This window comes from Bradyrhizobium sp. (assembly GCF_036735945.1).
Lineage (GTDB): Bacteria > Pseudomonadota > Alphaproteobacteria > Rhizobiales > Xanthobacteraceae > Bradyrhizobium.
This window is the reverse complement of the sequence record NZ_DAINNI010000033.1, coordinates 13889-31315: the sequence shown is the minus strand read 5'-3', so window position 1 is coordinate 31315 and position 17427 is coordinate 13889. Positions and strand designations below refer to the sequence as shown.

The following is a 17427-nucleotide window of genomic DNA, read 5'->3' as shown; positions in this document are numbered from 1 at the left end:
CGACTAGTCCTGGGCCAGACCAGGGCGACACTTCCTCGAAGTGCCCTCCTGCTCCATCCCATATCCGGACGCGATCTCCAGGCAGACTTTTTCGCGTCTATCCCGGTGAAGAGCCGGCCCCCAAACCGGCGCCCCCAGTGCAGGGAGGCTCTCCCAGATCATGCCCGCAAGGCCGATCGATCAATTCAATCCTGTTAACGATCCAGGCTTTGGACCTCCCGTCGCCCAATCGAGAAGCTCAATCGTGTGCACCACAGGAACTGACGTACCGCCGGCAATCTGAACCATGCACCCAATATTGCCCGCAGCGATCATGTCCGGTTTCACTGTCGCAATATTGGCGATCTTCCGATCGCGCAATCTGCTCGCAATGTCAGGCTGGAGAATGTTGTAGGTCCCCGCCGAACCGCAACACAAATGGCTCTCGGGCACATCTTTCACCACGAATCCATTCTTGGAAAGCAATTCTTTCGGAAGGCCCGTGATTTTCTGGCCGTGCTGCAGCGAACAGGCCGAGTGATAGGCCACCGTTACGTCGCCTTTCTGACGCGATGGCGCGAGCGCGAGGCCCGCGAGATACTCGGTGATATCCTTTGCCAGCGCGGAAATCTGCGCGGCGGCAGCCGCGTGATCGCGGTCCTCGCGCAGCATGTAGCCATAGTCCTTGATGACGGTGCCGCAGCCCGAAGCGGTGATCAGGATGGCGTCGAGGCCGCCTCGTTCCGCCTCCTTTTTCCACACCGCGATGTTGGCACGCGCCCGCGCCAGCGCGTCGCCGTCCTGCCCGAGATGATGGGTGAGCGCGCCGCAGCATTGCTCGTCCTTGACCAGCACCACCTCGATGCCGTGCCGCGTCAGGAGGCTGATGGCGGCCTGGTTGATGCGCGGCGCCAGCACCTGCTGGGCGCAGCCCTGCAGCAGCGCGACCCGTCCGCGCCGCTCGCCCTGGGCGGGAAACACGCTGCCGCCGGCGGGCCCCAGCGCGGGAAGGCTCGACGGCGCCAGCGCCAGCATCGCCTTGATCCGCCGCAACAGGCCGGGGGTAGCCGTGTTCGGCGCCGGCAGCAGGAACGCCAGGGGGCGGGCGAGCCGCGCCATGACCATGCTGGCGCGAAACAGCTTCGGTCGCGGCAGCACCAGCGCCAGCACCGCGCGCAAGGCCCGTTCGGGAAGCGGCCGCGAATAATCGCGCTCGATCCGCACCCGCGCCTGATCGACGAGGTGCATGTAGTGCACGCCGGACGGACAGGTGGTCATGCAGGCGAGGCAGGAGAGACAGCGGTCGATATGCTTGACCACCTCCGCCGTCGGCGGCTTGTCCTTTTCCAGCATCTCCTTGATCAGGTAGATCCGCCCGCGCGGGCTGTCGAGTTCGTCGCCGAGCAGCACATAGGTCGGGCAGGTCGCGGTGCAGAAGCCGCAATGCACGCAGGCCCGCAGGATCTTGTCGGCCTGGGCGATATCGGGATCGGCCAGTTGGGTGAGTGAGAATTCGGTTTTCATGTCGCTGCTGCCCGCACCATCCGGCCGCGGTTGAGGATGATTTTGGGATCGAAGCTGTTGCGCACGCGCTGGCTCAACGCGGCAATGCCGGGAGCCTGCGGGTGGAAGACGTCGACCTTCTGCCTGACCTCCGCGTCCGCCCGGATCAGCGCGGCGTGGCCGCCGGCGGCCTCGACCCGGCGCCGCACCAGAGCGGCCTGCGCGTCCGGCTTCGGCGGCAGCGCCGCCCAGATCAGGCCGCCGCCCCAATCGTAGATCACGTCGCCTTCGGACTCGCTGGCCAGAGCCTTGCCGAGCGCGCCGCCCGAAGCCGGCGGACAGACGATCCGCCACACCGGCCACAGCCCGCGCGCGCCGCCGGCGGCGAACGGCCCGGCGTCGCGGATCTCGGCCCAGACCGCCGCCGAGGCGTCGTCCTGCAGCATCTCCACCGCGCCGAACGCCGCGAGCGCCTTGCCGAGCGAACCGGCGCGGTGGGTGACCGAAGCCGCGATGCCTTCCAGCCGCAGCAGGGTCACCGCCTGCCCCCGAGCCCCGAGGCGCGCCAGCGCGCCGGCTGCGGAGCCGAACACCGAACTCGGCACGTGCGCCGCGCCCGATACGTCGTAGGGCGAGCCCAGCGCCGCGGTCATCGCATGGTTCGCCGCGACTTCGTCGAGCCCGGAAAGCAGCAGCGTGCGCTCGCTCTCCGGTTTCGGCATCACCTTCAGCGTCACCTCGGTCATGACCGCCAGCGTGCCCCACGATCCGGTCAGGAGCTTGCAGAGATCATAGCCGGTGACGTTCTTCACCACCTTGCCGCCGGTCTTGAAACTGTCGCCGAAGCCGGACACCGCGTGCGCGCCGAGCAGGTGATCGCGGGCGCCGCCGGCCCTGATCCGGCGCGGGCCGGCGAGGCCAGCGCCGATCATGCCGCCGATGGTGCCGTTGCCGGAGACGCCTGTAAGCACGGACGTATCCATGGGGTCGAACGCGAACTGCTGGTTCCTGGAATCAATCAGCGACTGCACGTCGGCAAGCGGCGCACCCGCCTGCACGGTGATGATCAGTTCGTTCGGCTCGTAGGAAGAGACTGCGTTCAGCGCCGATAGATCGAGCACCGCATTGGTCGCCATCGGCTGGCCGATCAGGCGCTTGGTGCCATGGCCGACGATCTCGAGCGGCTGCTCATTCGCGATCGCCGCGCGCACCACTTCCTCGACGTCCTTTGCGTCACGTACTTTCAGGGTGTCCACGATGTTACGCCCGTCGGCTGGCGTCATCGTCCGCGAAAGCGGACGATCCAGCAGTCACCGGCGCCGAGATGAAGCACTGGCAGCGCGGAGTACTGGATACGCCTTCGCGGGGCATGACGATTGAATGATTGACGACAGTCATATTCAAAACCTCGGCAAATCCGGAAACGCCAGCTTGCCGGCGTGCACATGCATGCGGCCGAGTTCGGCGCAGCGGTGCAGGGTCGGAAACACCTTGCCGGGGTTGAGCAGGCCCTGTGCATCGAAGGCGCATTTCAGGCGCTGCTGCTGGTTGAGGTCCACTTCCGAAAACATCTCCGGCATCAGGTCGCGCTTCTCGATGCCGACGCCGTGCTCGCCGGTGAGCACCCCGCCCAGTTCGACGCAGCAGCGCAGGATGTCGGCGCCGAAGGCTTCCGCGTTTTCCATCTCGCCCGGCTTGTTGGCGTCGTAGAGGATCAGTGGATGCAGATTGCCGTCGCCGGCGTGGAAGACGTTGGCGACGCCGAGGCCATATTTCTCCGAGAGTTCACGGATACGCGCCAGTGCCTTGGGCAGCGCGCCACGCGGGATGGTGCCGTCCATGCAGAGATAGTCCGGCGAGATCCGCCCGACCGCCGGGAAGGCCGCCTTGCGGCCGGCCCAGAACAGGTTGCGCTCGGCCTCCGAGGTCGAAATCTGGCAGGTCGTCGAGCCGCAGCCCTGCGCGATCGCCTCGACGCGCTTGATCAGTTCGTCGACCTCGATCTGGGGACCATCGAGCTCGATGATCAGCAGCGCCTCGACGTCGAGCGGATAGCCGGCATGGACGAAGGCTTCGGCGGCGTGGATTGCCGGCTTGTCCATCATCTCCATGCCGCCCGGAATGATGCCGGCGCCGATGATATCAGCCACGCATTCGCCGGCGGCCTCGATCTCGGCGAAGCCGACCATCAGCGCCCGCGCCGTCTCCGGCTTCTGCAGGATGCGCACCGTGATCTCGGTGATGACGCCGAGCAGCCCTTCGGAGCCGGTGATGATGCCCATCAGGTCGTAGCCCGAATTCTCCGCGGCCTTGCCGCCGATCCGCAGGATCTCGCCGGACATCAGCACGATCTCGCAGCCGAGCACGTTGTTGGTGGTCATGCCGTATTTCAGGCAATGCACCCCGCCGGAATTCTCCGCGACATTGCCGCCGATCGAGCAGGCGATCTGCGAAGACGGATCGGGCGCGTAGTAGAAGCCGGCATGCCCCACCGCCTGGCTGATGGCGAGGTTGGTGACCCCGGGCTCGGTCACCACCACGCGGTTGTCGAAATCGATCTCGCGGATGCGCTTGAACTTGCCGAGACCCAGCAGCACGCCATCGGCGAGCGGCAACGCGCCGCCCGACAGCGAGGTGCCGGAGCCGCGCGGCACCACCTTGATGCCCTGCTCGAAGCAGTATTTCAGAACGCGCGAGACCTGCGCGGTGGTGTCGGGCAGCACCACGACCATCGGAGGTTGCCGATACGCGGTGAGACCGTCCGATTCATAGACCTGCATCTCGGCCGGCGTATCGATCACGCCCTCGCCCGGCACGATCGCGCGCAGTGCGGCCACAATCTCGCCGCGGCGACCGAGCACCGCCTGATCGGCAGCCGGCATCATGATGGCCATGCGTGTCCCCTCCAGGCCAGCCTTCGGAAAGTGTTACCTCAAGGCGGGCTCATCGATTTATCGCGACAAATCAAGCACGTCTGACCCGCTTTGGGTAGGCCACCAAGGCCGGATACCGCCCGGGGCCGGCGAGTTCTCTCTCGGACAAGTCCACTGCCGTGAAACCTGCCATGGTTTCGTGGCTTGTCCAATTGACGCGGCCCGTGCCACAAGCAAAGGCCCCGACAAACCTCAGGGAAAAGACAAAGAGCATCCTATGAAGAAACTGACTTTAAGTGCACTGGCTGCCTTCACCGCGCTGACGACAGCATCCACCGCGATGGCGCAGGACGTCGCCGCCGGCAAGACCTCCTTCAACAAGTGCCTGGCCTGCCACGCGATCGGCGAAGGCGCCAAGAACAAGGTCGGCCCTGAACTCAACGGGCTCGATGGCCGCCATTCCGGCACCGCCGAGGGCTACAAGTATTCGGACGCCAACAAGAATTCCGGCATCACCTGGGGCAAGGACGTCTTCCTCGAATACATCAAGGATCCGAAGGCGAAGATCCCCGGCACCAAGATGGTGTTCGCCGGCATCAAAAACGAGACGGAAGCCAACAACCTCTGGGCCTACGTCTCCTCCTTCGACAAGGACGGCAAGCAGAAATGAGGGCTGGGCGTTCACCCTCCCTTTGTGGGGAGGGTGCGCCTGCATCACGCCAACGTATGCACGATCACCGGGCCGGCCGTCGCGGTCGCCGGTCCGGTCAGTAGCGGCGCGAGATCGTGCTCGATCCAGGCGAGCGCGCGCTTGTTGGATTCCTCGGCGGCGGCAAAATTGTTGAACAGGCTGATCGCAGTCACCGTGTCGTCGGGCGAGTAGACCACGTAATAGCCCATGAATCCCTCGACCCCGCTGATCACGGGGATCGCGCCTTCCTTGATCCTGCGTGTAAGTTCTTCGGCCTTGCCGGCCTTGGCCTTGCCCTGACGAATCGCGGCGTACATGGCGCTCTCCCTTGGAGGTCGGCTGCCCGATTTCGCAACTCTCAAGGCTATCCCTCGCGGGACGAGCAGCGTGATCCCGCGCGGGCGGGATCGTATCCCATTCAAGACCATCAGGCCACGCGCCGCCTCAGTGCGCGGAAGCAGCCGCCATGCCTGCCGCCGCACCGACCATGGTCTCGATTTCGGCAATGACGAGATCGGGAACCGCCTGCGGCACCATGTGGCCGACATCAGGCAGCACGATCAGCTTGACGTGGGGCGCCGCCGCCGCGAAGGGCCGCGAATGCCGGTTGGTCGACACCGTCTTGTCGGCCTCGCCGGTGATGATGGTGACCGGTGCCTTGATCTCGGAATAGCGCGGCGACTGCTCGGCCACCGCCGCCTTCAGCGTCACCAGATCGTGCGCATTGGCGATGAATTCGCGCGGCCGCAGCAACAGCGGCGTGGCGGTGTTTCTCACGAAATCATTCGGCATGGTCTGCGGCAGGAACACGCCCCGTGTCCCCGAATCTACCAGGAGAAGGCCGAGCGGCAGCGTGACCGTGTAGGCGAACAGCGGGCCGACCACCGGCGTGGCGATCAGGCGATTGTAGCTCCCGACGCCGCCGGGCCAGGGATAGGCGACCGGCGCCAGCATCGCGAGGCCGGCGACGGATTGCGGGTAATCCAGTGCGAGACGGGCGCCCAGCGCGCCGGCCCAGGAATGCACGGCAAATACCGCGCTGCCGATGCCGAGCTTGGCCAGCGCCTCCGCGACCATGCGGGCCTGAATCTCGGGCGTGGAATCCGCCAACCGCTCGCGGGTGCTCCAGCCATGGCCGGGACGGTCGACCAGCAGCACGCGATGCCTTCGGCTGAGCAGTTCGCCGACCGGCTGCCGCATCACCTCCAGATTGGAGCTTGCGCCATGCAGCATGATGATCGGCGGGCCGGCGGCATCGCGCGGGCCGAGATCGACGATGTGGAGGGCGCCGCCTGCCACCTCGACGATCCTGCCCTGGGCTGGATGGGCACGCTGGATCAGAAAAACGCCGACTTGCGTGACCAGCGCCAGCACGGCCAGCGCCGCCACGAAAATCACTACCGCCATTGAAAATTTCCGGCCGATCTTTCGCACCTGCGAGCTACGCTGCTGGCGGGTGCGTGTTTCATTGGCTTGTCCGGTCGCGTCCCGGTTCGGAATTCGTCACCTTTTTTCGATAGGGTCTGCGCACGTCAGGATCCAGGCGGTTTCATGACGATCGCTACAAGCCGGGATGCCGTCGCGGGCGTCACGCCAAGCATCCTATAAGCATCCTATCGATGCGGCGGAAATTGTAGAAAACAAAATTCGAAGCAAAGGCATGGCTGCGGTTCTCAAACTTGTTTGAGAACATGCTTATGCATTGCATGAAGCCAGCGCATTTGGCATCCGCGCTGCCAATGCCGCGGCAAACGACATCGTGCTGAATCCAAGCCGGCTCGCCGCCGACAGCCTGTATCATGATGCCGATGACTCCGATAGATCGAAGCAACACGCTTCCCGCGCAGCTCCGCCGAAACAGGATAAACCACCCGCGATTTCGAACCTGGTTGTCCACAGGAGGCGCCGCTCTGTGGATAGCGGGGTCATAATGGCGTCATGGCCAGATTCGTACAGTGGCACTGACACTTTCGCCATTTGTGCGCGTGCCTGATTAGGGCGTTAGTCGAGCAACTGCACTGTACCCAACATCCACAGGAACACGGGCGCTCACTGCAAATTGTTCCAGCGTATCACGGAGGACTGCCCATGATTCCCGACGCAAGCGAAGCCGCCATCGACCAGATCGTAGCGAGTTGCGATGGTGATATCCGCGGTGCTCTCAAGGCCCTGCTCCGCGTCAACGAACAGCTCGAGGCGGAATTGGCCCAGTTCTACGCGGCGGTTGGCCTCGACGGCATGGCCCGCGGCAGCAACGCGGTGAACTAAGGCTGTTCTGATCGGCAATCGTCGCGCCCTATTCCCGCTTCTGTTCGTCCGGCGCTGCCGCGGGAGGCTCCGGAACGGGTGGGCATTGAGCAATCGTCGATCGTGCCAGCCTGGCATCGTCGTTCGATTGATAGGGGCCGGTGCCGAACCAGATATCTCCGCCGACCTGGGCATTGATGACGGGATTGCTGGTGACGATCTCGCATTTTCCGGTGGCGTTGTTGCCGACCACCCAATAGCCACCTTGCGCCGCAGCGCAGGTTGCGGTCGCGGCAATCATCGCGCCGGCCAGCAGCAATGATTTCATGGCTCGCTCCTGTCACGTCAATCCGCACGTAATAGCGCGTCCGCGCGCGACGTTCCCGAATTGAAATGGCGTGTCGAGGAAAAGGGTTAACCGCGAAATATCAGATATCGCGGCCTTCGACCTTTTCGGTGAGGGACTTGACCAGTTCCGGCACCTTTTCGAGGTGCGGATTGACGGCCAGTGCCTTGCGGAACGCTTCCAGCGCGCGCTTCTCGTCACCGATGTCCTGCATGATCATGCCGAGCCCAGCCAGCGCGCCGAAATGCCGGGGCTCGCGGATCAGCACCTGACGGATGTCCTCCAGCGAACGGGTGTAGTCGTTCTTCAGGTAGTACAGCGTCGCGCGCCGGTTCCAGGCCTCGATGTAGTCAGGGCGCAGCTTGATGACGGAATCGAGCAGCTTCATCGCGACGTCGGCCTTCTGCGCATCCATGGCGGCCTTGGCGCGCATCATCAGCAACGCGGCGGTGTCGCTCGGAGTCTGCATCCACAGCGCCCAGATCCGAGCCTCGACATGCTTGGCGCTGGCCTCGTCGGGGGCGGCCTTCAGGGCGCCGAACAGGAAATCCAGCCCGCGGGTACGATCGGCGCCGACCTTCGGCAACTTTGCCGGCGCTTCCGGCAGCTTCTTCTGCGCCTTCGGCGGGGGAATGACGCGGGGGTCGTTCTGGGCGAGCGCAGCCGCCGGCACGGCGGCGATGACCGCGGCGAGCACCGCGATCCGGCAGTTACGGGCGACCGGGATTCTGAGAGACATGGATCAAGTCTAGACGCGCAAAAGCGCGCCGCAAAGCGGCACGTCGTCAAAGACCTGTGAGAAAGGTGTGGTCGGGCCGGCCAGCAGGCTCGGCCTCGCGCCGGCTTAACCCTGGCGAGCCTTGAAGCGGCGCTGCACCTTGTTGATCACGTAGACCCGGCCCTTGCGGCGGACCAGACGGTTGTTGCGGTGACGCCCGCGCAGCGATTTCAAGGAGTTACGGACTTTCATGGGACAATCCTGATGCTTTGAAAGGCCGTGCTGGAGGCCCGAACCTGAGCTACCCGAAAGTTGCAAAATGGGATTAATCCCGAAAAGCGGCCAGCCGTCCGGGACGAGGCGGTTTCTAAGCAGGGCGGCACCGAATGTCAATCCGAACGCGACCGAATTCGGGTCCATCCGTCCCGTTCTGGACCTAACGGGAACGCCCCGAAATCACTGGCAAAACAGGTCGCGCGGGAATTCGACCAGGGCCTCGCCGGTCGCGACCTTTTCGCCGGCCTGGTTCTTCACGACGACGTCGATCAGCACCCAGCGGGATTTTTCGGTCACCTGCTTGGCCTTGATGATGCCGGAAGGCTGGATGGTGTCGCCGGGCCGCACCGGCTTGACCCATCGCGTCTCCAGCCGGCGATGGACCGCACCCGCAGGGTAGGCCCAGTCGGTGATCATGCGCGAGATCAGCCCGAAATTGTTCATGCCGTGCATGATGATGCCGCCGAAATTGGTCTTGCCGAAATTGCCCTTCATGTAGTCGTCGTCGAGATGCAGCGGGTTGTAGTCGAGCGAGGCATCGCAAAACAGGCGGATGGATTCGCGGCTGACCGCGAAGGCGGGCCCATCGATGGCATCGCCGGCCCTGAGCTTTTCGAACGTCGTGGTCATGGCGCCCTCCCCGCTCACATCGGCCGAATCGTCCAGCCACGGCCGGAACAGATTACGTCACCCTTCTGGTTGAAGAAGACATTGTCATGAACCACGAACAGCCGTTCGCGCTTGATGAACTTGTCGAGTGCGCGGGCCTGCAGGCTGATGACATCGCCCGGGCGCGCCGGAATATTGTAGCTCCAGGACTGCCCGGCATTGACCGTGCCAGGCGAACGCATCCAGTCGTCGGCCGGCGTGCAGGAAAACATCAGCAGGATGTGGATCGAGGGCGGCGCGATCAGCCCGCCCCAGCGGGTGGCCCTGGCATAGGCCTCGTCGAAATAGAGCGGATGGGTTTCGCCGACCGACTTGCAGTACAGTTCGATCGCCTCTCTGGTCAGCGTGTAGGGAATGGTCTGGCGCGGCTCGCCAGGGACGATGTCGTCCCAGACCTTCCGCAAGTTGGCGTCTTTCCAGAAATCGGTCTCGAAAGCCTGCGCTTCGGCCATGCCGCACTCCCCTTATTTTCCGCCTTTTGCTTCTGCCGCCTTGCGGAATTTGTTATATAGTATAATCAATTTTCCAGACCCAAAAATCAAGCCGGCGGGAGACGGAAGATGCCCAAGCTCAAGCTGCCAGATATCGAGAACGTCGTCGCCATCGACATTCACACCCACGCCGAAGAGCCCTGCGGCCTGCATGCCGACGACGGCTATGACGATTTCCAGGAACGCATGGCGGAATATTTCAAATCGCCGAACAAGCATCCGCCGACCGTGCCGGAGACCGCGGCCTATTACCGCTCGAAGAACATCGCGGCGGTGATCTTCCCGGTCGATGCCGAGCGCGAGACCGGTTTCCGCCGCTACAACAATTACGAGATGCTGGAAGTCGCATCCGACCATCTCGACGTCCTGATCCCGTTCGTCTCGATCGATCCGCACAAGGGCAAATCAGGCGTGCGCGAGGCGCGCAAGCTGATCGAGGAATACGGCGTCCGCGGTTTCAAATTCCATCCGACCATGCAGGGCTTCTACGCCAACGACCGCATGGCCTATCCGCTCTATGAGGCGATCAACGAGGGCGGCGCGATCGCGCTGTTCCACACCGGACAGACCGGCGTCGGCAGCGGCATGCCCGGCGGCATGGGGATGCGGCTGAAATATTCCAACCCGATGTACATGGACGATGTCGCGGCGGATTTTCCTGACCTCAAGATCATCCTCGCGCATCCCTCCTTCCCCTGGCAGGAAGAGGCGCTGTCGGTCGCGACCCACAAGCCGAACGTCTACATCGATCTCTCCGGCTGGTCGCCGAAATATTTCCCGCCGATCCTGGTGCGCTACATCAACTCGATTCTGCAGGACAAGATGCTGTTCGGCTCGGACTGGCCGGTCATCACGCCGGACCGCTGGCTCGCCGATTTCGCCAAGCTCGAGATCCGCGAGGAGATCCGGCCGAAGGTGATGAAGGCCAACGCAAGGAAGATTTTGGGGATCTAGGGGAGTATCATCGGCGGCAAAGCTCGCGAGGTGGTTCATGACGAACTTCGCTGGAATTGCCGCCCTGCTCGCCGTGCTTCCGATCTGCGGCGCCACGCTTGCACCGGCGGCCGACAGGCCGCCACGCCTGGTCGAATTCGAAAGCCCGCTGGTAGGCGGTCCGCAAGCGCTGCAGGGTTACCTGCGATTGCCTGACGGCTCCGGCCCCTCGCCTGCGGTCGTTCTGCTGCACGGCTGCGGCGGCGGTTGGCGCGGGCTCGACGCGCGCTGGGGCAAGCTGCTCTCCGAGTGGGGCTACGTCACGTTGACGATCGACCGCTTCGGGACGCGTGGCATTGCAACCGCCTGCACCGGCGGAACGCCGCCAGTCACACTGTACGACGCTTATCGCGCGCTGAATTTCCTCGTCGGCCTGTCATCGGTCGATCCGAGCCGCGTGGCCGTGGTGGGATTTTCCCAAGGCGCCATGCTGGCGCTACTTGCGGTGGAGCGCGGCCAGATCGAACGCGACGCAAAAGAAAAATTCCGCGCCGCAGTCGGCTTCTATCCGCCCTGCCTTGGCCTAAAGGGCAACATGACGGTGCCGACGCTGATCCTGATCGGCGAGCTCGACGACTGGACCCCGGCCACAGAGTGCCGCAACCTTGCCGAAGGCCGCGACGACTGGGGCATCTCGCGCGAGAAGGGAAAGGGAATTCCGATCGAGATCACCGTCTATCCCGGCGCCCATCATGATTTCGACGTGCCGAATCTTGCGACGCCGGTGACGATGCTCGGGCATCACCTCGAATTCAACGAGGCGGCACGCGACCAGTCCGCGGAAGCGCTGCGGAAATTCCTCTCTGCAACAACAGCCGGGAAAGAGAAACAACCATGACCATCAAAGCCGTCGTCTTCGATGCCTATGGTACGCTCTACGACGTCCAGTCGGTGGCCGATGTCACCGAAGAGGCGTTCCCGGGCTATGGCGAAATCATCACCCAGGTCTGGCGGATCAAGCAGCTCGAATATACCTGGCTGCGCTCGCTGATGCGGCGCTACCAGGATTTTGCCGCCGTGACGCGCGACGCTCTCGCCTACACGCTGCGCAGCCTCGGGCTGGAATATGATGACGACACCTTCGCTGCGATCATCGACAAATATCTGCATCTCGATCTCTATCCGGATGCGCTTGCGGCGCTGTCGGCGATGAAGGATCGCAAGCTTGCGATCCTGTCCAACGGCAGCCCCGCCATGCTCGATGCGCTGGTGAAGAACAGCGGGCTTGCCCCCTTGCTCGATGCCGTCATCAGCGTCGATGCCAAGAAGATTTTCAAGCCGGCGCCGGTGGCCTATGCGCTGATCGAGGAGATGCTGCGCGTGCCGCCCGCCGAGGTGCTGTTCATCTCCTCCAATCCGTGGGACGTCTGCGGCGCCAAGGCGTTCGGGCTCAACGTCGCCTGGATCGAACGGGTGACGCCGGAAGCCATGGCGCTGGCCTGCCTCGAAAGCGAGACGCTGCCGCCCTTGACGATGTTCAAAATATTGCGCACCCAGATCGACGAACTCGGCGTTGCGGCGGACCATCGCATCCACGCTCTGGCCGAGCTTCCCGCTTTGGTGTCTGGCTAAAGGTCCTGAAATGAGTCTGGAATCCGTTCGCGCCTTCTTCGCCGAGAAGGCGCCCGATATTGCCGTGATCGAATCATCGATGAGTTCCGCCACCGTCGCGCTGGCCGCCGAGGCCTATGGCGTCGAGCCGGCGCGGATCGCAAAGACGCTATCGTTGCGCGTCGGCGATCGCGTGGTGCTGATCGTGGCGGCCGGCACATCGCGGATGGACAACAAGAAAGTGAAGGCGCTGTTCGGCGTGAAGCCGAAGATGCTTGGCCTCGACGAGGTCGCCGAGATCACCGGCCATGAAGTCGGCGGCGTCTGCCCGTTCGGGCTGAAGGCGCCGCTGCCGATCTATTGCGACGTGTCGCTGAAGGCGTTCGACATCGTGGTGCCGGCCGCCGGCTCGACCCACAGCGCGGTCAAGATCACGCCGGAGCGCATGGTGCAATTGACCGGCGCCGAATGGGTCGATGTCTGCGAACTCAGGCCGGCCGAAGCGGCATCGGCCTAATCGTCTTCATCATCGTAATATGGCCTCTGCGGTGGCGGCGCCTCGCGCGGCTGCATCTGTTGCGGCGCGCGGGCGCGTGGCGCCTGCTGATAGCCGCGCTGCGCCGGGGCGCGATTGGCCTGCTGCTGCTCGGCGCCTGTTTCGAACACCGCGCGGCAATTGCTGGAAAGCTGCGGCGTGTTCTGCCGCAGGCAGGCGACGATACGGCTGACATCCGGAACCGCGTCACCGCACAGCCGCCACACATCGGGCGTGCACGCCATCTGCTGTTCCCAGGTTCCGCGATATTCCTGCGACGATGCGGGAATGGCGGCGCCGACGCCGGCGATCGTAACGGCAAGGCCGAGGACAATCCGCTGCGTGTGCATGGGATCACGTCCTTTCTTGTTCGATTTCGAATTGACGCGGAACGCCGCGCGGTGGCGGCATTCAGCCTGCCAAATGAATGCGGCCACGCGACGTTGGTGCGAACAAAAAAATGTGAGCTTGGTTCCCTATTCGACCTTGCCGATCTTCTTCACCGCCGCGACCAGCCGCGCGCTGTCTTCCGCGACGAATTTTGCAAACTCCGGCGCGTCCTGATAGGCGACCGGGCTGCCGGCGGTCTCGAACGTCCTGACGACCTCGGGCGCTTTCACTGCTTCCGCCATCGCCTCGCGCAGCCGCGTCATGATCGGCGCCGGCAATGCGGCTTGCGCGAACAAGCCGGCCCAGATGTAGAACTCGACATCCTTGTAGCCGAGTTCCTTGAAGGTCGGCAGATCGGGAAAACTCTTGATGCGCCCGGCGCCCCAATTGGCGAGCACGCGCATCTTGCCGGCATCGACCTGCTCCTTCAGCGTGCCGGGCGCCGACGCCACCGCCTGCACCGTGCCGCTCAACAGCGCGGTCAGCGCCGGCCCCGCGCCACGGAACGGCACGTGCAGCAACTTGATGCCGGCGCTCGCGGCGAACATCTCCATCGCCACATGCAGCGTGCCGTAGGGACCGGACGAGCCGTAGGGAATCTGGCCGGGACGCTTCTTCGCATCGTCGACGAATTCCTGCAGCGTCTTCCACGGCGCGGACGCCGGCACCGCGAGCAAGGTCGGATCGGCGAGCACGCGCGCGACCGGCGCGAACTGCGCGACTTCATACGCCACCGGCCGATCGAACAGCCGGTCGGCCTCGGGCAATACGGCGAGCGAGGACAGCGTCATCAACAGCGTGTACCCGTCGGGCTCGGCGCGCGCCGCCGCCGCGTTGCCGACCGATCCGCCGCCGCCGCCGGCGCGGTTGTCGACGACCACGGGCTTGCCGAGGATCCGCTCCAGCGCCTGCGCCACCGGCCGCGCCGCGAGATCGGCCTGCCCGCCCGGCGGAAACGGCACGATCATGGTGATGTTGCGCGAGGGATATGGGCTTTGCGCCGATGCGGCGGTGGTGAGCGCTGACGACGCCAAGGGTAGCGCGGCAGCGGCCTTGAGAAGTTCGCGGCGGTTCATTGACGGAGGGCCTCCCGGATTATTTTGTTGTTCGGGACAGCCTAGCCTTTAATTGCGAAGCGGGCAAAGCTAGCCGGTCGCGCGAATGAGCGCCTGGTTGCGACGCAGTGACCATCGCCGCCGTGAACGCGATCAGCTCGTTCTTCCCTGGCGACCCATGATCAGGCCGTAAACGAAAAGAAGGATGATCGCGCCGACGATAGCGCCAAAGAAGCCCGCGGATTCTCCGGGCCGATACCATCCGACCGCCTGCCCCAGATAGGTCGCAACGAACGCGCCGACGATTCCCAAAATCGCCGTGAGGATGAAGCCCTTCGGCTCGGTCTTGTCACCAGGCATAATGAACTTGGCGACTATTCCTACGATAAAGCCAATGAGGATTGTCCAAATGATACTCATCCTGTCGCTCCTGTACTGATGGTACGCGGGAGAAAAGCCATTCAGTGAGCCTCACAGCCGACCCGTCTTGACATAGATCAACAGGCTACCTCGATCGGCCCCGGTCGTCGGAAAGGTGCAAGCCGCGCTCTTCCGGGCCCCATCGCGAGAGCGCTCTACGACTTCCGCTTCTTCGCTTTCGCAAACTGCCTGGCCAGGAAATCCGCCAGCACCTCGACGCGGGCGGGGCGCGGGCCGCCGGGCGGGGTGACGAGATGCACCGCGCCTTCCGCCTGGTGCCAGCCCTTCAGGATCACCTCGACCTTGCCGGAGGCTATGGCGTCGCCGACGATAAAATCGGGCAGGTCGGCGATGCCGAGGCCGGCGATCACGGACGGCAGCAGCGCCTCGCCATTGTTGACACGGAGCTGGCCCGCGGGCCGCACGCTCGCCTGCTCGCCCGACGCGTTGGTGTAGTGCCAGACGCCCGGCGTCGAGAGATAGGCGTAGCCGAAGCATTTATGCTCCGCGAGGTGCATCGGATGCGTCGGCCGGCCGTAACGCTTCAGATAGGACGCCGCCGCCACCGTGTAGCGCGGCATGCCGCACAGCCGACGCGCGATCAGCGAGGAGTCCGGCAGCCGCGCGATGCGCAGGCCGGCATCGAAGCCTTCGCCGATCAGGTCGACGGTGGCATCGCTCAGGTGCAGGTCGATCGAGACTTCCGGATAGGCTGAGAGAAACTCGGGCAGGATCGGCGCCACCGCCTTCACGCCGAAGGTCATGGGCACCGCGAGCCGCACCAGGCCGCGCGGCGCCATCGATTGCGACAGCGCCTCGTTCTCGGCGTCCTCGCCGTCGGCGAGCAGGCGCGCGGCGCGCTCGGCCAGCCGTTGCCCCGCATCGGTCAGGGCGAGCCTCCGCGAGGTACGGTTGAACAGCCGCGCGCCGAGCCGCTGCTCGAGCCGGCTGACCGCCTTCGAGACGGTGGCCTTGGACAGCGCCAGTTCGCCCGCGGCCGCGGCAAACGACCGTAATTCCACGACTTTTGCGAAGATCGCCAGCGCCTCGAAATCCGGGAGTTTTGCCATTCGGACCGCCTCCTGTGGCTCATTTTTAGAAACAATGAGTTTCGATAGTTTCTATTTATATAACACGGCTGAAAACATATCCAATGGTCATCGAAATTCAGGCAACGGAGAAATCCAATGACCAGGAAGCTCTCAGGCAAGGTAGCCCTCGTCACCGGCGGTTCGCGCGGCATCGGCGCGGCAAGCGCCCGCGCTCTCGCGGCGGAAGGCGCCAACGTCGCGATCAGCTATGTCGCCTCCCCCGACAAGGCCGACGCCGTCGTCGCTGAACTGAAGGCCAGGGGCGTCAATGCCCGCGCCTACAAGGCCGACCAGGCGTCCGCCGCCGATGTCGATCAACTGGTGAACGATGTCGCAAAAGACTTCGGCCGGCTCGATATCCTCGTCAACAATGCGGGAGTAGCCGTCGGCGGCGCGGTCGATGATCCGAACGTCGACACCGCGGCATTGGCCCGGCAGGATGCGGTCAACGTTCACGGCGTCATCGCCGCGATCCGCGCGGCATCGAAGCTGATGGGCGAAGGCGGCCGCATCGTTACGGTTGGATCGATGCTTGCCGACCGCGGATCGTTTCCCGGCCTTGCCGACTACGTCGCCACCAAGGCCGCGGTGGTCGGTTACACCAAAGGTGCAGCGCGCGATCTCGGTCCCCGCGGCATCACCGTCAATGTGCTGCAGCCGGGTTCGATCGACACCGACATGAACCCGGACAACGACGACGATTTTGCCGAGCTACAGCGCAAGCAGCACGCGCTGCAGCGCTTCGGCAAGCCGGAAGAGATCGCCGCCGGCGTCGTCTTCCTCGCCAGCCCCGAAGCCTCGTTCGTGACGGGCACGGTGCTCAATGTCGACGGCGGCTTCGGCGCCTGATTCAGAACCTCTCAACGAAAGGGAATATCCCATGATCGAACTCAGACCATTCAATCAACTCGGCAGTGCCGATCACGGCTGGCTGAAGGCGAAGCACCACTTCTCGTTCGGCAGCCATTACGACCCGAGCAATATGGGCCACGGCGCATTGCGGGTGTGGAACGATGACGAGATCGCGCCCAACACCGGCTTTCCCGCCCATCCCCATGCCAACATGGAAATCATCACCTATGTCCGCGAAGGCGCGATCACGCACCAGGACTCGCTCGGCAACAAGGGCCGCACCGAGGCCGGCGACGTGCAGGTGATGAGCGCGGGAAGCGGCATCCGTCACGCCGAATACAATCTGGAGCCGTCGAAGACGAAGATCTTCCAGATCTGGATCGAACCGACGACGACGGGCGGCCAGCCGACCTGGGGCGCCAAGCCGTTTCCGAAGGCGAACCGGTCCGGCAAGCTCGTGACCATCGCGAGCGGCGTCGAAGGCGATCAGGATGCGCTGCCGATCCGAGCCGATGCGCGGGTGCTCGCCACCACGCTGAAGGCCGGCGAGAGCGCGGAATACGAACCGCGCAAGGCGCGTCATCTCTATCTCGTGCCGGCGGCCGGCAGCGTCGAGGTCAACGGTGTGCGCGTCAACGCCCGCGACGGCGCCGCGATCCGCGACGAGGCGAAGCTGACGATAACAGCGCTGGAAGACAGCGAACTGGTGCTGGTCGATGCGGCTTAACCCACCCACTGCTCGTCATG

The 17427-nt window shown here is 64.2% G+C and carries 23 protein-coding genes; 8 read left to right on the top strand and 15 right to left on the bottom strand.

Going from position 1 to position 17427, the window contains the following annotated elements:
• Positions 1-180 precede the first annotated feature (180 nt).
• From glcF to V7E26_RS13960, 3 genes are all read right to left on the bottom strand, one after another.
• Positions 181-1503 (bottom strand): glycolate oxidase subunit GlcF, encoded by a 1323-nt coding sequence (gene glcF, locus V7E26_RS13970; RefSeq protein ID WP_324416876.1) that lies wholly within the window; start codon positions 1501-1503, stop codon positions 181-183.
• Positions 1500-2738, bottom strand: a complete 1239-nt coding sequence (locus tag V7E26_RS13965; RefSeq protein WP_324416874.1) for an FAD-binding protein — start codon at positions 2736-2738, stop codon at positions 1500-1502. The genes glcF and V7E26_RS13965 overlap by 4 nt, the downstream gene beginning before the upstream one ends.
• Positions 2739-2882: 144 nt before the next feature.
• A complete protein-coding gene (locus tag V7E26_RS13960; RefSeq protein WP_324416872.1) occupies positions 2883-4376 on the bottom strand; it encodes an FAD-linked oxidase C-terminal domain-containing protein in 1494 nt (497 codons plus the stop codon).
• A gap of 256 nt (positions 4377-4632) precedes the next feature.
• On the opposite strand from V7E26_RS13960, the gene cycA reads away from it, so the two are divergent.
• The gene (cycA, locus tag V7E26_RS13955; RefSeq protein WP_324416870.1) at positions 4633-5025 is read left to right on the top strand and encodes a cytochrome c-550 CycA; all 393 of its coding nucleotides are present in this window, start codon (positions 4633-4635) and stop codon (positions 5023-5025) included.
• A 44-nt stretch (positions 5026-5069) separates the two neighbouring features.
• Here cycA and V7E26_RS13950 read toward each other — a convergent pair whose 3' ends face one another.
• From V7E26_RS13950 to V7E26_RS13940, 3 genes are all read right to left on the bottom strand, one after another.
• Positions 5070-5363 (bottom strand): antibiotic biosynthesis monooxygenase, encoded by a 294-nt coding sequence (locus tag V7E26_RS13950; protein ID WP_324416868.1) that lies wholly within the window; start codon positions 5361-5363, stop codon positions 5070-5072.
• 127 nt (positions 5364-5490) lie between these two features.
• Positions 5491-6453, bottom strand: a complete 963-nt coding sequence (locus tag V7E26_RS13945) for an alpha/beta fold hydrolase (RefSeq protein WP_324416866.1) — start codon at positions 6451-6453, stop codon at positions 5491-5493.
• Between the two features lie 181 nt (positions 6454-6634).
• Entirely contained in the window at positions 6635-6847 is a 213-nt protein-coding gene (locus V7E26_RS13940) for a hypothetical protein (protein WP_324416864.1), read from the bottom strand.
• A gap of 287 nt (positions 6848-7134) precedes the next feature.
• Between V7E26_RS13940 and V7E26_RS13935 the strand changes: the two genes are divergently transcribed.
• Positions 7135-7314 carry a hypothetical protein gene (locus V7E26_RS13935; RefSeq protein WP_324416862.1) on the top strand — a complete coding sequence of 60 codons (180 nt, stop codon included), beginning with the start codon at positions 7135-7137 and terminating at the stop codon, positions 7312-7314.
• Between the two features lie 28 nt (positions 7315-7342).
• On the opposite strand, the gene V7E26_RS13930 is transcribed toward V7E26_RS13935, so the two are convergent.
• The 5 genes from V7E26_RS13930 to V7E26_RS13910 form a co-directional block, all read right to left on the bottom strand.
• Positions 7343-7621 (bottom strand): hypothetical protein, encoded by a 279-nt coding sequence (locus V7E26_RS13930; protein WP_324416860.1) that lies wholly within the window; start codon positions 7619-7621, stop codon positions 7343-7345.
• A 100-nt stretch (positions 7622-7721) separates the two neighbouring features.
• Positions 7722-8378 carry a tetratricopeptide repeat protein gene (locus V7E26_RS13925; protein WP_324416858.1) on the bottom strand — a complete coding sequence of 219 codons (657 nt, stop codon included), beginning with the start codon at positions 8376-8378 and terminating at the stop codon, positions 7722-7724.
• A gap of 105 nt (positions 8379-8483) precedes the next feature.
• Positions 8484-8609, bottom strand: a complete 126-nt coding sequence (ykgO, locus tag V7E26_RS13920; protein ID WP_002718645.1) for a type B 50S ribosomal protein L36 — start codon at positions 8607-8609, stop codon at positions 8484-8486.
• A gap of 204 nt (positions 8610-8813) precedes the next feature.
• Positions 8814-9263: a MaoC family dehydratase gene (locus V7E26_RS13915; RefSeq protein ID WP_324416820.1), complete on the bottom strand. Its 450-nt coding sequence runs from the start codon at positions 9261-9263 to the stop codon at positions 8814-8816.
• A gap of 14 nt (positions 9264-9277) precedes the next feature.
• Positions 9278-9754 carry a MaoC family dehydratase gene (locus tag V7E26_RS13910; RefSeq protein ID WP_324416818.1) on the bottom strand — a complete coding sequence of 159 codons (477 nt, stop codon included), beginning with the start codon at positions 9752-9754 and terminating at the stop codon, positions 9278-9280.
• 108 nt (positions 9755-9862) lie between these two features.
• On the opposite strand from V7E26_RS13910, the gene V7E26_RS13905 reads away from it, so the two are divergent.
• From V7E26_RS13905 to V7E26_RS13890, 4 genes are read left to right on the top strand one after another with little or no spacing between them, the layout of a single operon-like run.
• Positions 9863-10747, top strand: coding sequence for an amidohydrolase family protein (locus tag V7E26_RS13905; RefSeq protein ID WP_324416816.1), 885 nt, complete (start codon positions 9863-9865; stop codon positions 10745-10747).
• Positions 10748-10784: 37 nt separating this feature from the next.
• Positions 10785-11624: a dienelactone hydrolase family protein gene (locus tag V7E26_RS13900; RefSeq protein ID WP_324416814.1), complete on the top strand. Its 840-nt coding sequence runs from the start codon at positions 10785-10787 to the stop codon at positions 11622-11624.
• On the top strand, positions 11621-12358 hold the full coding sequence (locus V7E26_RS13895; protein WP_324416812.1) for a haloacid dehalogenase type II: 738 nt from the start codon (positions 11621-11623) through the stop codon (positions 12356-12358). Before V7E26_RS13900 ends, V7E26_RS13895 begins: the two co-directional genes overlap by 4 nt.
• Before the next feature lie 10 nt (positions 12359-12368).
• Entirely contained in the window at positions 12369-12854 is a 486-nt protein-coding gene (locus tag V7E26_RS13890) for a YbaK/EbsC family protein (RefSeq protein ID WP_324416810.1), read from the top strand.
• On the opposite strand, the gene V7E26_RS13885 is transcribed toward V7E26_RS13890, so the two are convergent.
• From V7E26_RS13885 to V7E26_RS13870, 4 genes are all read right to left on the bottom strand, one after another.
• Positions 12851-13222, bottom strand: coding sequence for a hypothetical protein (locus V7E26_RS13885; RefSeq protein ID WP_324416808.1), 372 nt, complete (start codon positions 13220-13222; stop codon positions 12851-12853). The genes V7E26_RS13890 and V7E26_RS13885 overlap by 4 nt on opposite strands.
• A 126-nt stretch (positions 13223-13348) precedes the next feature.
• Positions 13349-14338 carry a tripartite tricarboxylate transporter substrate binding protein gene (locus V7E26_RS13880; RefSeq protein ID WP_324416806.1) on the bottom strand — a complete coding sequence of 330 codons (990 nt, stop codon included), beginning with the start codon at positions 14336-14338 and terminating at the stop codon, positions 13349-13351.
• A gap of 132 nt (positions 14339-14470) precedes the next feature.
• A complete protein-coding gene (locus V7E26_RS13875; protein WP_324416804.1) occupies positions 14471-14737 on the bottom strand; it encodes a GlsB/YeaQ/YmgE family stress response membrane protein in 267 nt (88 codons plus the stop codon).
• A gap of 155 nt (positions 14738-14892) precedes the next feature.
• The gene (locus V7E26_RS13870; RefSeq protein ID WP_324416802.1) at positions 14893-15807 is read right to left on the bottom strand and encodes a LysR family transcriptional regulator; all 915 of its coding nucleotides are present in this window, start codon (positions 15805-15807) and stop codon (positions 14893-14895) included.
• A 117-nt stretch (positions 15808-15924) separates the two neighbouring features.
• Between V7E26_RS13870 and V7E26_RS13865 the strand changes: the two genes are divergently transcribed.
• Complete coding sequence (locus V7E26_RS13865) at positions 15925-16677, top strand: SDR family NAD(P)-dependent oxidoreductase (RefSeq protein WP_324416800.1); 753 nt, start codon at positions 15925-15927, stop codon at positions 16675-16677.
• Between the two features lie 31 nt (positions 16678-16708).
• On the top strand, positions 16709-17407 hold the full coding sequence (locus tag V7E26_RS13860) for a pirin family protein (protein ID WP_324416798.1): 699 nt from the start codon (positions 16709-16711) through the stop codon (positions 17405-17407).
• Positions 17408-17427: the final 20 nt, after the last annotated feature.

What these genes read in the sequence shown, in the direction of transcription:
- glcF (WP_324416876.1), bottom strand. Translation starts at nt 1,503, where the DNA reads ATGAAAACCGAATTCTCACTCACCCAACTGGCCGATCCCGATATCGCC.
- V7E26_RS13960 (WP_324416872.1), bottom strand. Translation starts at nt 4,376, where the DNA reads ATGGCCATCATGATGCCGGCTGCCGATCAGGCGGTGCTCGGTCGCCGC.
- cycA (WP_324416870.1), top strand. Translation starts at nt 4,633, where the DNA reads ATGAAGAAACTGACTTTAAGTGCACTGGCTGCCTTCACCGCGCTGACG.
- V7E26_RS13950 (WP_324416868.1), bottom strand. Translation starts at nt 5,363, where the DNA reads ATGTACGCCGCGATTCGTCAGGGCAAGGCCAAGGCCGGCAAGGCCGAA.
- V7E26_RS13945 (WP_324416866.1), bottom strand. Translation starts at nt 6,453, where the DNA reads ATGGCGGTAGTGATTTTCGTGGCGGCGCTGGCCGTGCTGGCGCTGGTC.
- V7E26_RS13940 (WP_324416864.1), bottom strand. Translation starts at nt 6,847, where the DNA reads ATGATACAGGCTGTCGGCGGCGAGCCGGCTTGGATTCAGCACGATGTC.
- V7E26_RS13935 (WP_324416862.1), top strand. Translation starts at nt 7,135, where the DNA reads ATGATTCCCGACGCAAGCGAAGCCGCCATCGACCAGATCGTAGCGAGT.
- V7E26_RS13930 (WP_324416860.1), bottom strand. Translation starts at nt 7,621, where the DNA reads ATGAAATCATTGCTGCTGGCCGGCGCGATGATTGCCGCGACCGCAACC.
- V7E26_RS13925 (WP_324416858.1), bottom strand. Translation starts at nt 8,378, where the DNA reads ATGTCTCTCAGAATCCCGGTCGCCCGTAACTGCCGGATCGCGGTGCTC.
- ykgO (WP_002718645.1), bottom strand. Translation starts at nt 8,609, where the DNA reads ATGAAAGTCCGTAACTCCTTGAAATCGCTGCGCGGGCGTCACCGCAAC.
- V7E26_RS13915 (WP_324416820.1), bottom strand. Translation starts at nt 9,263, where the DNA reads ATGACCACGACGTTCGAAAAGCTCAGGGCCGGCGATGCCATCGATGGG.
- V7E26_RS13910 (WP_324416818.1), bottom strand. Translation starts at nt 9,754, where the DNA reads ATGGCCGAAGCGCAGGCTTTCGAGACCGATTTCTGGAAAGACGCCAAC.
- V7E26_RS13905 (WP_324416816.1), top strand. Translation starts at nt 9,863, where the DNA reads ATGCCCAAGCTCAAGCTGCCAGATATCGAGAACGTCGTCGCCATCGAC.
- V7E26_RS13900 (WP_324416814.1), top strand. Translation starts at nt 10,785, where the DNA reads ATGACGAACTTCGCTGGAATTGCCGCCCTGCTCGCCGTGCTTCCGATC.
- V7E26_RS13895 (WP_324416812.1), top strand. Translation starts at nt 11,621, where the DNA reads ATGACCATCAAAGCCGTCGTCTTCGATGCCTATGGTACGCTCTACGAC.
- V7E26_RS13890 (WP_324416810.1), top strand. Translation starts at nt 12,369, where the DNA reads ATGAGTCTGGAATCCGTTCGCGCCTTCTTCGCCGAGAAGGCGCCCGAT.
- V7E26_RS13885 (WP_324416808.1), bottom strand. Translation starts at nt 13,222, where the DNA reads ATGCACACGCAGCGGATTGTCCTCGGCCTTGCCGTTACGATCGCCGGC.
- V7E26_RS13880 (WP_324416806.1), bottom strand. Translation starts at nt 14,338, where the DNA reads ATGAACCGCCGCGAACTTCTCAAGGCCGCTGCCGCGCTACCCTTGGCG.
- V7E26_RS13875 (WP_324416804.1), bottom strand. Translation starts at nt 14,737, where the DNA reads ATGAGTATCATTTGGACAATCCTCATTGGCTTTATCGTAGGAATAGTC.
- V7E26_RS13870 (WP_324416802.1), bottom strand. Translation starts at nt 15,807, where the DNA reads ATGGCAAAACTCCCGGATTTCGAGGCGCTGGCGATCTTCGCAAAAGTC.
- V7E26_RS13865 (WP_324416800.1), top strand. Translation starts at nt 15,925, where the DNA reads ATGACCAGGAAGCTCTCAGGCAAGGTAGCCCTCGTCACCGGCGGTTCG.
- V7E26_RS13860 (WP_324416798.1), top strand. Translation starts at nt 16,709, where the DNA reads ATGATCGAACTCAGACCATTCAATCAACTCGGCAGTGCCGATCACGGC.